Origin of the sequence: Pontibacillus sp. HMF3514 (genome assembly GCF_009858175.1) — a bacterium.
Classification (GTDB): domain Bacteria; phylum Bacillota; class Bacilli; order Bacillales; family BH030062; genus Pontibacillus.
The window spans coordinates 1,557,382-1,571,135 of record NZ_CP047393.1 but is presented as its reverse complement, the minus strand read 5'-3'; the positions used below and the strand labels follow the sequence as shown (position 1 = coordinate 1,571,135).

Annotated in this window: 16 protein-coding genes; 6 read left to right on the top strand and 10 right to left on the bottom strand. The window is 36.7% G+C overall.

Annotated features, from left to right (window positions below; all coding sequences use genetic code 11):
• Positions 1 to 39 precede the first annotated feature (39 nt).
• Positions 40 to 525, bottom strand: coding sequence for a DUF3993 domain-containing protein (locus GS400_RS08170; RefSeq protein ID WP_160100716.1), 486 nt, complete (start codon positions 523 to 525; stop codon positions 40 to 42).
• 451 nt (positions 526 to 976) lie between these two features.
• A complete protein-coding gene (locus tag GS400_RS08165; RefSeq protein WP_160100714.1) occupies positions 977 to 2,191 on the bottom strand; it encodes an EAL domain-containing protein in 1,215 nt (404 codons plus the stop codon).
• Between the two features lie 163 nt (positions 2,192 to 2,354).
• Between GS400_RS08165 and GS400_RS08160 the strand changes: the two genes are divergently transcribed.
• Positions 2,355 to 3,023: a PAQR family membrane homeostasis protein TrhA gene (locus GS400_RS08160; protein WP_160100712.1), complete on the top strand. Its 669-nt coding sequence runs from the start codon at positions 2,355 to 2,357 to the stop codon at positions 3,021 to 3,023.
• 295 nt (positions 3,024 to 3,318) lie between these two features.
• On the opposite strand, the gene GS400_RS08155 is transcribed toward GS400_RS08160, so the two are convergent.
• Both GS400_RS08155 and fadH read right to left on the bottom strand, forming a co-directional pair.
• On the bottom strand, positions 3,319 to 3,477 hold the full coding sequence (locus GS400_RS08155; protein ID WP_160100710.1) for a hypothetical protein: 159 nt from the start codon (positions 3,475 to 3,477) through the stop codon (positions 3,319 to 3,321).
• 356 nt (positions 3,478 to 3,833) lie between these two features.
• Positions 3,834 to 4,601, bottom strand: a complete 768-nt coding sequence (gene fadH / locus GS400_RS08150) for a 2,4-dienoyl-CoA reductase (protein WP_160100708.1) — start codon at positions 4,599 to 4,601, stop codon at positions 3,834 to 3,836.
• A 205-nt stretch (positions 4,602 to 4,806) separates the two neighbouring features.
• On the opposite strand from fadH, the gene GS400_RS08145 reads away from it, so the two are divergent.
• From GS400_RS08145 to GS400_RS08125, 5 genes are all read left to right on the top strand, one after another.
• Positions 4,807 to 5,679, top strand: coding sequence for a metallophosphoesterase (locus tag GS400_RS08145; protein WP_370519771.1), 873 nt, complete (start codon positions 4,807 to 4,809; stop codon positions 5,677 to 5,679).
• Positions 5,680 to 5,793: 114 nt separating this feature from the next.
• Positions 5,794 to 6,099 (top strand): hypothetical protein, encoded by a 306-nt coding sequence (locus GS400_RS20045; RefSeq protein WP_201450144.1) that lies wholly within the window; start codon positions 5,794 to 5,796, stop codon positions 6,097 to 6,099.
• A gap of 126 nt (positions 6,100 to 6,225) precedes the next feature.
• Positions 6,226 to 6,864, top strand: a complete 639-nt coding sequence (locus tag GS400_RS08135) for an SCO family protein (RefSeq protein WP_160100704.1) — start codon at positions 6,226 to 6,228, stop codon at positions 6,862 to 6,864.
• 125 nt (positions 6,865 to 6,989) lie between these two features.
• On the top strand, positions 6,990 to 7,484 hold the full coding sequence (locus GS400_RS08130; RefSeq protein ID WP_236561205.1) for a YkyB family protein: 495 nt from the start codon (positions 6,990 to 6,992) through the stop codon (positions 7,482 to 7,484).
• A 72-nt stretch (positions 7,485 to 7,556) separates the two neighbouring features.
• Positions 7,557 to 7,757 (top strand): hypothetical protein, encoded by a 201-nt coding sequence (locus tag GS400_RS08125; protein ID WP_160100700.1) that lies wholly within the window; start codon positions 7,557 to 7,559, stop codon positions 7,755 to 7,757.
• A 40-nt stretch (positions 7,758 to 7,797) separates the two neighbouring features.
• Here GS400_RS08125 and GS400_RS08120 read toward each other — a convergent pair whose 3' ends face one another.
• The 6 genes from GS400_RS08120 to GS400_RS08095 form a co-directional block, all read right to left on the bottom strand.
• Entirely contained in the window at positions 7,798 to 8,706 is a 909-nt protein-coding gene (locus GS400_RS08120; protein WP_160100698.1) for a chemotaxis protein, read from the bottom strand.
• 131 nt (positions 8,707 to 8,837) lie between these two features.
• Positions 8,838 to 9,041: a PLDc N-terminal domain-containing protein gene (locus GS400_RS08115; protein ID WP_027446441.1), complete on the bottom strand. Its 204-nt coding sequence runs from the start codon at positions 9,039 to 9,041 to the stop codon at positions 8,838 to 8,840.
• Positions 9,042 to 9,194: 153 nt separating this feature from the next.
• Positions 9,195 to 11,321: a methyl-accepting chemotaxis protein gene (locus GS400_RS08110; RefSeq protein WP_160100694.1), complete on the bottom strand. Its 2,127-nt coding sequence runs from the start codon at positions 11,319 to 11,321 to the stop codon at positions 9,195 to 9,197.
• A gap of 143 nt (positions 11,322 to 11,464) precedes the next feature.
• Entirely contained in the window at positions 11,465 to 11,872 is a 408-nt protein-coding gene (locus GS400_RS08105) for a hypothetical protein (RefSeq protein ID WP_160100692.1), read from the bottom strand.
• A 109-nt stretch (positions 11,873 to 11,981) separates the two neighbouring features.
• Positions 11,982 to 12,596, bottom strand: coding sequence for a nitroreductase family protein (locus GS400_RS08100; RefSeq protein ID WP_160100690.1), 615 nt, complete (start codon positions 12,594 to 12,596; stop codon positions 11,982 to 11,984).
• A gap of 133 nt (positions 12,597 to 12,729) precedes the next feature.
• Positions 12,730 to 13,608: a patatin-like phospholipase family protein gene (locus GS400_RS08095; protein WP_160100688.1), complete on the bottom strand. Its 879-nt coding sequence runs from the start codon at positions 13,606 to 13,608 to the stop codon at positions 12,730 to 12,732.
• Positions 13,609 to 13,754: the final 146 nt, after the last annotated feature.

Genomic DNA, 13,754 nt, shown 5'->3' with positions numbered 1-13,754 from the left:
CTGAAAAAAATGTTATTTGTATCGGCTTATCAAAAAACATTATTCTTTATTGGACTCTTCTTTTTGCACCCAATCTAAATGACTGATTCTCCAGCCTTCTTCTGTTTGAGTAATGGTAACCTTTCTTAGAATTCGTTGAGGTCCCATTAATTCTGTAGGTTCTCTATGGTCTTCCAATAAGACAACTTCATTATCACTTGATTTTTGAACATGAAAACTTGTCCACTCCAAACTCGGAATAATGTAAGGCGAAAAGTCTGTTGATGCTAAACGGAATAATTCCTCATGAATGAGAATATGCTCCATGAATATGGTCATCATTGCTGCTTTTGTGAACACCTTGCGGAAGTCTTTTCGAATCGTTGTGTACTCAACTGATTTATTTGAGTATTTTGCTTGAACGTTGTGAGCTTGTTCCATTAATGATTCCCAATCAGGCTGATCTACTTTTTTAGTTGCTTGTACACTAGGAACCCCCATAAATAAAGCGAAACTTAAAATAACTAACATCATTCTACTCTTCATATATCCCTCCACCTTCTTTTAAACCAAAGAGAGACTCCTTACATAAAAGGAATGGCCTCTCTTCATGATTTTCTTATTTTGCATCTTTGTTGGAATGAACTTCGATGTGAATTGGGATTAAATTGTTTTGGCCACAAGCTGGACAGTAATCTTCTTGTTGTGTAATGAAACAACAATGTAAACAATGATAGTTCATGGTATGCAACTTTCCTTTCTTACCTCATATTCTATCAATATATTTTATGCAACAGAGTGCTAATCGTTCGTAAAATCACACCAAGAAGAGACAAGTATTGCGAGCATTAACACAGTTTTATGCACTCTTTGAAAAGATATGACGAATCTTTAATTGGTATACATCTTTTTTAGACAAAACACGCTCAAATAGACAAGCGATGTATCTTTTTAGGGAAAAAAAGCTGACCTCACACTAAAGTGAGGTCAGCCTTTTTTACATCAATAAGGATTCATTTTCATATATGAAATCGTATCGTATATCTATAAAAATAAAATGATGATCTGATAAAGGAAAACTAAATGTTCGAACCATTTCTCTTGTTTCAATATCTGAATAAAGGTCAGATAAACGCCCTTTATTCCAAATTTTCATTTGCATCATATTCTCTAAAAAGTATGGACGAAACGCCCAGTTTGTACCTAAAATTTCTGGTTCTTTAATCCACTCATCATTTCTTTGTCGAAAGTTAGATGAGATTTGCTTCCCATTACTATCACAAATGTACATACGGAAACTTTCAAAATTAAAGTTAGAAGTAACCTTATCGAGAAAGGAATCAGCACGCTTAGGTCCATCCCAATGAACAAGTAATTCTCTTAAACACTGATCCCATTTCAGAACAAATTCAAGTCGTTTTTCGATTACCCCTTTTTCTCTTCTTATAAAAGAATTCACCTGATCTTTAATGAGAAATTCCTTTTCAAAAGGATCCAAGAAGTGATAAGAAGGTTCTCCTAAGTAGAAGCCTTGATAAAAACGTCCCCCATGTTTCCATGCATAGTAAAGTTGGAAAGAGTCCTCAATATTTTCAAATAATAAGGCTGCACCAATTCTTCTTGCTAGCATAGACAGAGAATAAATAATATCCTGATAACCACTCGAATCGTTATCACGCAAGACTTTGGAGTCAACTTTTAAGATATGAGGTTCTAATTGACGCAGACGATCCAGGTTAGAACTTTTCGCTCCAACATTATCAACAGCAATTTGAATTCCATACGTCTTATAATAAAGTAATAAATGATTCAGAGATTCAAAGTCTTCATCAAAGTCATGTTCTGTTATTTCAAGAACAATTCGATTCAGGGAAAATCCTCTCTCTACAAAGGGTTGAAGGGCTTCAATAAATGTTTCTCCATCTTCAACCATTAGCTCTTTAGCATTTCGATTGATAAATAGAAGCTTTTTGTCATCATGTTTCATGATATCCTCTATTGCAATAGATAAAATGTGTGTATCGACTTCTAGTTTAAATTCATCCGGCACTTGTGAATCCTGAAAAAAGCCTCCAAGACTCTTCCAAACACCCTCATGGTCAATTCGTCCAAGAACTTCATATCCGATTATGTCATGTTTGACCGCTGAAAATACGGGTTGATAGGCAGGTTTAATGTTGCTGAGATTTCCGACGATATCTAATGGATCCATTTACATTCCCCCGTTATGTTCAATCTCTGTTTGGAATCACTTTTTATTATAATAGAGTTGGCATAAAAACTGTAGGATTCATTGCTTTTGCATTCATATTCTTCACAGTCGTTTAAAAATTTTTATAGATATGTTTTGGCTTATTTAACCAAAAAAAGCTATAATGAAGAAAACGGTTAGGAAGAGGTTTTGTCTCTTGGAAACACATACTTTTACGAAAAAAGAAGAAATCGCTAATGCAATTACGCACGGTATTGGTGTTCTGTTAAGTATTGCAGCGCTTGTTCTCCTTGTTGTTTTTGCTAGCTTAGAAGGAAACCCTTGGGAAATTGTAGCTGTCTCCATTTATGGGGCCACTATGATTATTTTATACACTTGTTCTACATTAGTGCATAGCTTTCCGCCAGGTAAATGGAAAGACATCTTTGAAATTTTTGATCATGCAGCCATATATTTGTTTATTGCTGGGACTTACACCCCTATATTATTAGTAAACCTTCGAGGTACATTAGGTTGGACGTTATTTGGAATTGTTTGGGGACTTGCGATTTCAGGGGTTATCTTTAAAATGTTCTTTGTTAAACGCTTCGTTGTGTTATCGACGTTATTTTATGTATTAATGGGATGGATTATCGTTCTTGCATGGGGACCATTAGTGGCAACATTCGCTTTCGGAGGCATTGTTTTACTTGTTGTCGGCGGTTTATTGTATTCCATTGGGGCAATCTTTTATGTTTGGAGAAGCTTCACATTCCACCATGCAGTTTGGCACTTGTTCGTGATAGCCGGTTCCGTTGTACACTTCTTCGCGATTTTTAAATATGTGATTTAATAAAAGATACTTCCAAGCTTAGAGTTTATGCTCTGAGCTTTTTTACTGTGACTGTTCCATTAAAGCCCCCTTATCTGGAAGACTTGGATTCGAGATATAGGTTCGGAGGAGTCCGTTGCTTGTATGAGAGTAAGGGGGTCAGTGAAACGGCAATACTCCTGTGGAAGACCAGCTGAGCCTCCTCGTTCACTCCGTTCTCTGTGGGGTCTCATCTGCCCTTTCTACCACTGGAGTTTGCCGTTTCCTTCCCCCCCTTTGCGTTTATGGAGAATAACGGAAACCTAGTGTGTGAGTTCTAAACCTTACGGACATCTGTTCCGTTATTTTGAACTTTTAAGGCATTTCGAGAGTCGTTACGGACATATGGTACCTTATTTGTGACAGATTGCTCTTTAATAAGGTGATTTGTAGCAATTAGCGGAATGAATGTCCGTAAGCTCTTTAGAAAAACCATTTTAAGGTGAAATAGCGGATCAAATGTCCGTAAGCATTACCTCCTCATATCGCTGCGGTTCCGTTCATCACCATTCGGCTAAGGTGGGCTTGGGAACGGGTTGACTCCTCCGGAATAACGGGCGAGCGAGACCCCGCAAGAAGCGTAGCGTATGAGGAGGCTCGATCGTTCGTCCGGGGAAAGCAACCCGTTCCCAAGCCCACCGCACTCCACAATAGCAACGGAACCGCCTCTCTCACTAAAACAGTTATTCCACATAACTGCCATATAATTGAATAACAATTTTTTCTAAACATTAAAAAAGAAGCGAAACCACAATTGATTTCGCCTCTTCAATATTACAAAATATAACGTCCTTAAAATGGGAAGTTATTTAGATACTGCCCGCCATCAAGTGTGACAACTTCTCCATTCATATAAGAAGCTTTTTCGGATGTTATGAAATAAGCTAGTTCAGCAATTTCTTCAGGCTTACCCAACCTCTTCAAAGGAACTGAGTTTAACGTACGCTTAGCTGCTTCTTCAGATTCAAACAACTTATCTGCACCGCCTGTACGCTCAATTGGTCCTGGAGCGATTGCATTGGTACGGATTTGGTATTTATGGCCCCACTCAACCGCCAATGTACGAGTCATAGATAGAACACCAGCTTTAGCAGCAGCGGAATGCATAACACCAGCGCCAGCATCCCAAGCATATGTAGCTACCATATTTAAGATCGTTCCTTTGATTCCTTCTTTAATCCAATAGTTCCCCACTTCACGACTACAGTAAAATGTTCCATTTAACACAATATCAATAACAGAATTCCAACCGTTTATAGACATTTTCTCAGCTGGGCAAATAAAATTACCTGCTGCATTATTAATCAAATGATGAATTGCTCCGAAATGATCTACAGTTTCCCGCACCATTCTTTCAACATCTTCAGGCTCACGAACATCCATAACAATCGTATGTAAATTGTCCAGCTTGTCACCTGCAATTTCCTTTTTCGTTTCTGCCAACCGCTCTTCGTTTCGCCCAGTAATAACAACCTTACAATCTTCTTGAACAAATTTTTGGGCCATGTATTTCCCCATTCCACTAGACCCACCTGTAACAATCACTACTTGATCTTTCATGTTATACTCCTCCTTTTTTAATAATGTTCTTGATTTGTAATAGAAAACCCTTTCATAGAATAGAAATTTTCATTTTTGTTTCAAGTAGTCATATAGTCTTTTAAAAGGAAAATTCCGTGCTATAATGCTATTACATGAAATCTTTAGAATAGATTCATAGATTAATACTAGCTCTAGAAATACAACTTTTAAAGGCGTGGACCTAATGAAACCAATGAGTCGCAGAAAATTTATAAAACGGATATTCGGCAGCTTGCTTAGTCTCTTTGGTATAAGTGGTGGGACATATTACTATGCTAAACATATTGAGCCTTCCATGCTTACTGTGAATGAAGAAACCATTTCTTCATCTAAGATTCCGTCATCTTTTACAAATGTGAAGGTATTACAGTTCAGTGATACACACTTAGGATTTCACTATGACATAGATCAGTTTCGAGCATTAGTAAATCGGATTAAAGAAGAGCAAGCTGATCTTATATTATTTACTGGTGATTTAGTTGATGCACCAGATCAAGTTTCAAATCGTATTTTAGAACAGGCCGCAAATCTACTACAAACAATTGAAGCTCCTTTAGGGAAGTATTGGATATACGGAAACCATGACCATGGTGGGTATGGAACAGAAAAGATCGCAAGTGTTATGAAGCTTGGTGGCTTTACCCTGCTACAAAATCAACATGCTACGATTCAAATAGATGGAGACTCCATTGTTCTAGCAGGGCTTGACGATGCAATGTTAGGGAAGCCAAATATAGAAGAAACACTAAGAGATAGCTCTTCAGAACTCTTTACACTTCTAATGTGTCATGAACCTGACTACGCTACTAAGGTTGCTCCTTACCCAGTTGACGTTCAGCTTTCTGGTCATAGTCATGGAGGGCAAATACAAATTCCTTTCTTCGGATATGTCATTACTCCTCCTATGGCCCAACAATTTGTAGAAGGTTGGCATGAAATTGGCCCTACTCCCCTCTCCCTATATATCAGTCGGGGAATCGGAACCACTCGTTTACCGTACAGGTTTTTATGCAAACCAGAATTTACAATTCATACACTAAAGTCACCAAATTCATGAGTCAGGCTATTTAGCTTGACTCTTTTTATGTATAAAAACTTAGCAAAAACAAGCTCATTTCGGCACACGTTCTCATAACATGTTATAGAAGCCTATTTGTAAAGGAGTGTTATCATGTATTACTACCCAGTGTACACATCTCAAACTGATCGAAATCAAGATTTTCAACACCATGACGATCAACGTTTTGCAGGTCCATTTTTACCCTTTTTAACAGGTCTAGTGGTAGGTCCGTTACTTTACGGTGCTTTTCGACCTTACTATTACCCATATCCACCATATCCTTACTATCCGCCGTACTATCAACCGTATTACCAACAACCGAGTCCGTATTATCAAGAGAATATCTACTATGTAAACCCAAGCAACCAGGAACAGCTTAACTATCCATATGGAAGTCAAAGTGGTTATAACCAGTAATGAAAACACCCTAAAGCATATAGGGCTTTGGGGTGTTTATTCACGTTTTGTTCATAGCTTTTCTATAAGCTTGCATGATAAAATACAGTTTAGGAATGGCATTACATAAAATCGGAGGAAATAAGCATGAAAAAACGTGTATTACTACTAGGCTTTGCTATGATTATAGGTGTTCTAAGTGCTTGTGCTGATCAACCTCAGACGTCAGAAGAACCTAAAACATATGAAGGTGATTTTTCTTACGATATTCAAGACTTTGAATATAAAAACCAAGACGGAGAGATGGTCTCATCAGAAGATTTAAAGGGGAAGTTTTGGGTTGCAGATTTCATTTTCACCAACTGTACATCAGCATGCCCTCCTATGACAGCAAACATGTCAAAATTACAATCTGAACTTAAAAAAGCAGGTTTAAACGATAAAGTGCGACTTGTTTCATTTACGATGGATCCAAACCACGATTCTCCAAAGGTTTTAAAAGATTACGCACAGAAGTTTGATGCTGAATTTACAAACTGGGATTTATTAACAGGGTATAGCCAAGAAGAAATTAAAAAGCTTTCTATTGAATCATTTAAGGCATTTCTAAAACGGACAGAAGTTCAAGACCCTGCTGAAGGACAGCCTGATTATAACTACGTCCATTCATCCAGCTTGTATATCGTTTCACCTAATGGAAAAGCAATTAAAAAGTATAACGGGAATACAATGGATCCAAGTGTTGTAGAAAATATGGTAAAAGATCTTAAAGAATATATTAAGTAACCTAGTTAATGAGCGTCTTCAGAAGATAGACGCTCATTTCTTTCTGATGGTTGCTTTTTTCCAGAACCTTTTGTACGATGAAATCAACACATAGTGAAAGACAAACCATAAAAGGAGGAAGTTTTTTGAAGGAATCAACCCCTAAAGTGTCTGTAGAGAATATTGCACAAGCATTGTATGTCGTAAATCGCCATGCAAAGACTGCTCCAGACCCAAGACACTTATATACCTTAAAGAAGAAAGCCATCCAACAATTGCTACAGAAAAAGCAAGCCAAAAAGATTGGCCTTCACTTTTCCGACCACCCAAAATATAGCCATCAACATTCCACGCTCTTAGTGCAAGTTGCCGACTATTATTTCCATATCCCACCTACGAAACAGGACTTTCAAACATTAAGCCATTTAGGAAACGTTGATCAGACTTTTCGAAATCCCAAAACCAACCTTTCCTTATCAAAAGCCAAAAATGTTTTATATCAGTACTTGGATTGGAAAGACCCTTCTAAACAGCAACAAAACAGTAAAAAGAAATCATATAGCTATCAACCATCAAGTGCTTTTTCACCTTGGGGACAATTTACAACATGGAGTCAACAGACACACAGAAGAAAAAGATAAGTTACGAATGTGCTCCTCATGGTTTCAGTTATTTCATGAAAAGGAATACCTCTTATTAAGGAGGGACCTCTCTTGAATAATGAATTGAAAGACTTTAACTATCAACTATTCCACCTGATGAAGTGGTCAGAAGAAATGAAAGATGCTTATCAGCGTTTATCTGAAGGTGAGAAAGAAATGGTTAACAAATATGCCCCTTTCTCTGAGAACCCTGAAACGTTAAATAGGGAAATTACGAAATGGTATGATCAAGTCCATAAGCATAGAAATTAAAAGAATCGGTGTTTCCACCGATTCTTTTTTTGTATTTACTTTATAGAATTTTACTATCAATCAACTGAACAAGCTCAACAATCTCAGGTTTTGAGACTTGAGCATCTGCCCCAACCATTTCACCTTTATGACGCAAATCTTCAGTAATTAATGAAGAGAAAATGATAACAGGAAGCTTGGATAATTGTTCATCATCTTTGATTCGCTTTGTCAGATGATGACCGTCCATACGAGGCATTTCTATATCTGTTATAACTAACTGATATTCTTCATCAATTTGTTTCCCATCATCCTTTAGTTGTTCAAGGTGCTCAATAGCTGCTTTCCCATCTTCAAATAACTGCAAATTCGTATAACCTGCTTCATGAAGCGTTTCTTCTAATAGAGCTCGCAGTAGCGCTGAATCCTCAGCTACTAAAACTTTTTTCATAGAACGTTCACGAGTCCCCAACACTTTCAATTGGTCTTTATGTACACTAGATTCAGGGTTAATATCTGCCATCATTTTTTCAAAGTCTAAAAGAAGGAGCATTTCTTCATTCATCTGAATAACACCAGTCACTTGTGTTTCAAGTCCCTGATACATTTTTTCAGGCTTATGAATATTCTCCCATGAAATACGATGAATTTGGGTTACTTCGTGAACATGAAAAACAATTCTCGTTTTGTTAAATTCAGCTAATATGAATTTATCATGATCTGGATTTTCTGATGAAGGGAGTCCTAATGCATGTGCTACATCAACGACTGGCACCACTTCGCCTCTGATATCTATAATACCTTCAACAGAAGGATGGGAATGTGGGATTTGGGTAATTGGTAATGGTGTTAAAATTTCTTTAACCTTAATAACATTTATCCCAAAACGATTCTTGCCAATTCCAAACTCAACAACCTCTAATTCATTTGTGCCACTTTCTAGTAGGATTCCTCGCTCTTGTTCATTCATATGTTTATCCCCTTTTTTATGTAGAACTTACTATCTATTATATCGGGGTTTAAGGAAATTTTTAAACTACTAGATACAAATGTTCATGAAAATTACATAAAAAATAGCTAATGGATAAGACCATTAGCTTATTAATCATTTCGAATGATCAAGTATATAATAAGACCAATAATCGGGAAAAACAATGTACCGATTAATACGACAAGCGCATACTCTTTACTTTTTCCTTTACGTTGTGAATCACGATAGGCCCAAATACTTGTGATAATATTTAGTAGAAAAATTACTAACCCAACAAATATAAATATACCTATAATAGCACCAGCTAATTCCATAATCATTCCTCCTTCACTTATGTTATACGACTCTTCAATAAAAAAGTTTCACATTTGTTTACCCTTTTTCTAAAATAATTGAAACATCACGTAATTTTCTTTCATAACGTAAAAAGCCCACCCTGCTTAGTATAGCAGAATAGGCTTCCCTTATTATAACTTAAATTGTTGGATGGCTTGCTTTAACTCTTGTGCTTGATCATGCAACTGATTCATGCTGTTCTGAACCTCATTCATGGATGAGGATTGTTCTTCTACTGAAGCAGAAACTTCTTCTGATGAGGCTGCTGTCTGTTCTGTAACGACATTAATTTCAGTCATCATATGAGTAATTTGTTCTTTAATCCCATATAACTCCTGGATTTGATCATGGATCATATCAAAGTGCTCTGTTGTTACCTGAATTGTGTCTTGGAGTGTATTAAAGATGGTACTCGTTTGATTAACAGCGTCACTCTGTTCCTCAAATGTTTGTGATGTTTGTTTCATCACCTCACTAGCAGCTACGGCTTCATCATAGATCTGTTTAATGACCTTATCTACGTCTTCTGCCGCATTCGTTGATTGTTCAGCTAATTTACGAACTTCACTTGCTACAACAGCGAAACCTTTACCATGTTCTCCTGCACGTGCTGCTTCAATTGCAGCATTTAGAGCTAAAAGATTGGTTTTTTCACTAATATCTGTAATGACTTGTGTGAATGATTGGATTTCACTAATCTGAGTTGTAAACGTCTCCATAACCTGTTCTAATTGCTTCATCGCAGACTGACTATCTGTTTGCTTAGAATTTAGAGTTGAAATGATTTCGCTACCTTCTACACTTTTCACTTGTACTTGTTTAGAAGAGGTTTGAATATGCTCTGATGTTTCTCTGATATTAGCTGCAATATCCCCGAAAGAATTAATAACTTCTACTCCTTCTTGAGTTTTATGCGTTTGGTTTGTTGTACCACTTGCTATTTCATCTACTGCGCCAGATACTTGATCAAGTGAAGCAGCTGTCTGTTCAATCGTTTGATTGAGTCCGCTAGATGTTTGTTCTACATAATCACTAATCTGTTGAGATCTTTGTACAAGCTGCCTTAAATGGGTAGTCATATCATTAAAGGCTTGTCCTAACTGCCCTATTTCATCTTTTCGTTTCACTGGTACTTCAACCGTTAAATCTCCTTCACGAATTCGTAGACTTGCTTCTTTCAATGTTTGAATCGGCTTCGTGAATGATGAAGCTATAAAATACGTAACAATCAAAGTGATGAGTAAAGCTCCGCCAAGGATCATAAATAGATATTGAGTTTGCTTTTGAACTTGGCTAAACAATGCATTTTGATTTTTAGTCATGAAAACATATTGGCCTAATTCAGGTAACTTCTGAACATAGCCTAAATAATTCGTCTGTTTACCGTCTTTATTCAATGTAAACTCCATAAACCCATTTTCTTTTTGAATTAGTTGAGAGATTACATTTTCCTGATTTGTTGGGTCAATAACTTCTTGTTTACTACCTTTCCAATCTTCATTGGAGTGATATGTAAAGACTCCTGATGAATCTACAACTCCAATACTACCATCAACGCTTAATTCTTTTATTTTTTCTTGAAACGTATAGGCTTGATCCTCTTGTGTAATCTCTACTTGTCTATCAATTGCACTTAGAGACTGTTTTGTTCCAACGATCCATCCCCACGGGCTGAAGTGTTTCACATAAGCGCGCACATCTTCACCATCTGCAGATGCCATTTCATAACGTTTAGCGGATTCACCTTCTGAAACAGCTTCATCCACCATGTTTTTTACAATCGTGTTCCCATCAGCCGCTTTAAGATCTTCACGACTCTCCCCTTCTCTTGAGCGATCTGGTGGATATAGGACTAATTCATAATCATGATTATCAATCCAAAAATAGCCTCCACGCCCATAGAAAAGCTTCGATAATGCTTCTTTAGCTTTTGATTTGGCTTCCTCTTCTGTTAAAGCGCTTTCTTCTTGCTTCTTATAAAAATATTCTATAATTCCTAATGCTGAATCAATTTGACCTTTCAAACTAAGGTCATTTTGACTCATCAAACGATTTCGAAATCGATCCGAATTCACTTTGTTATTTGTAAGTATAGTACCAAGCTGTTCTGTTTGTAGGGCCATATTCTCTTTCGTATTTTCTTCTAATGCACGTTTAGATAATGTTAGACTAGCCCCACCTTGAACAATTAATATAACACTCACAAGAAGCACTATGGCTCCTATCAGTTTTGCCTTCAAACCTTTAAACCTTTTCATGAAACTCCCCCTATTGTTTAAACGGTCATTTTATGTAAACTCTCTTTATTTTAATATAAATTCAAAAAATAGAAAACAGTGGAATTTATCGGCAATTGATTATATTAAAAAAAGGCCCTCAAAAATTATTGAGAGCCTTAATCTTATGCACTTTTCGCTTTTTGTTTCTTTAACTGCTTTATATAAGAAAAGAACAGTTCTACTAAATAAATAACAGCAATAAAGCTTCCAAAGAAGATCATAGCTAACGCACCATTCGCAACATCTCTAAATTCCACGTTCCCCGACCCCGTTATACCCTGATACATTTCATAACTGACTAGTAAAAACAATACGAATAATCCAGATACCAGATACGTTAATACTCTTTCCCATTTAAGTAGAATCATCCAGTAGATTAGTGGGCGAATGAGTGCATAAATTAATGCAATCAATATCATTCCAAAGAAAAAGTGCAGGTGTTGGTCTGTGATACCCAGTGGAAGTAGTTGAGCCGTTTTAACAATCCAATCATGACCTCCAATAAGGTTTAAATGAAAATGTTCAGTCAAACGATCCTCTCCTCTAACAATTTTTCTACTAGTATTTGCAATAGGAGAGATATTTATACAATAAAAAAGAACTGCCTTCTATTAATCAGGCAGTCCTTCTATAACACACTTATAACCATTCATTGATAACTCCGTTTGAAAAAGTAGTCCCACTTGATTCCTTTCGTTTTCCAACAGCAATAAGCATAACGGGTACAAATTGATTAGGGATATTAAATGTTTCTGACAATTGCGTTGAATCAAAATGAAGAGTTGGATACGTATCATATCCTCTAGCAGCTGCTCCCATCATAAATTGAATAGCTGCTAACGGCGGAGTAGCTAAATCCTTAGTATCCTTTTGTTCTACAGAAGGTATGGAAAGTTGTTCACCTTGAATTCTTTCTAGGCTATAAACATTCGAACTGTTTTCCACTTGTTTCATATGCTCATACGCCTGTCGATCTCCAAGCACAGCCACAACTGCTGATGCATCTCTTATATAAGGTTGTGAACCCGCAATAGGATATAATTGTTCTTCTTTCACTTTAGGATCTTCAAATATTAAAAACTTCCAATGCTGTTTCTCCCAAGAAGATGGAGCTTGAATAGCTACATCAATCAAATCTTCTAGTTCTTCTCGAGGTACCTTAACCGTTGGATCATATTGTTGAAAGACATCAGGTTTTTTGACTAACTGCTTTAATAAATTAAATCGATCTATTTCATTTAATTGAAGTCCCATGTTGATACCTCCTTAGAAAAACACGAAATTGCACCTTGAATTTCGAAATCTTTTCTCATAGGGTAAACCTATTCATGCCAACACGATAAGAAACAGGTTAATCTTCTTTTCCCCTATCTATGGAGGATCAAACTCAAGCAAATTCAGGCTCTTCCTCTTTAAGAAAGGATTGTAGATCACTAACCTGAGCTTGAGCTTGTTGGTATCCTTGCTCATACAACGCATGTAGCTTTGATTGATTTCTTTCTATACGACTAACAGCAAGGGGCTCTTCTGGGCGGATAATAAATACCTTACCCTCTTCTCTCAATTTTTCTAGTCGCTTCATTGTCTCATTATAACGCTCATGTCTCAGTTCCATGGCTTTTAGTAAATTTGGATAATCTTTATATTTCTTTTGGAAAAACCATGAAAATTTCATCTTCTGCTTCACATAACCTTCATTTCGCGTTAGAACGACTACATGTTTTTGATTACCAGCTTCTATGGATGGATTAATCGGAATAGGATCAGCAATCCCACCATCTAATAGTTGCTGCCCCCCATGCTCGATCATAGGTGCAATTAATGGCAAAGAGCTAGAAGCACGAATCAGTTTAAGCAAAACTTCTCCACTATTAAATTGATCATAATAAACAGGCCGTCCAGTGTTCACATCTGTTGTACCGACAACAAACTTCTGAGAATAATTTGTACTTTCAAAAAAACGATCGTAATGAAAAGGAACCAGCTGATTCGGCAACTTATCAAAAATGAAATCCATTCCAAAAAGCTCTCTTTTCGTGATAGCTCTTTTTAACGATATGTATTCTGGATGGCTACCATACCCAACGATAACCTTATAATTACGTCCTCTTTGCTTAGCAATGTAGGAGCTTCCATTACAAGCACCAGCAGAGGCACCTACAACGTATGGAAAATGCATATCATAATCCATAAAAAAGTCGAGCACACCAGCTGTAAAAGCCCCTCTCATGCCTCCTCCTTCTAGCACTAAACCCGTATTTTCCATGAAGTCCTCCTCTATTCTTTTGACGATTTATGTCAATTATAACAATGGAACATAATAGATATAAAGTTGAACGTTTTACTGGCATTGACTTTCACTTTACGAACAGCTTTATAACGCATAAACTATTTATGAAACAAAAAATCCTA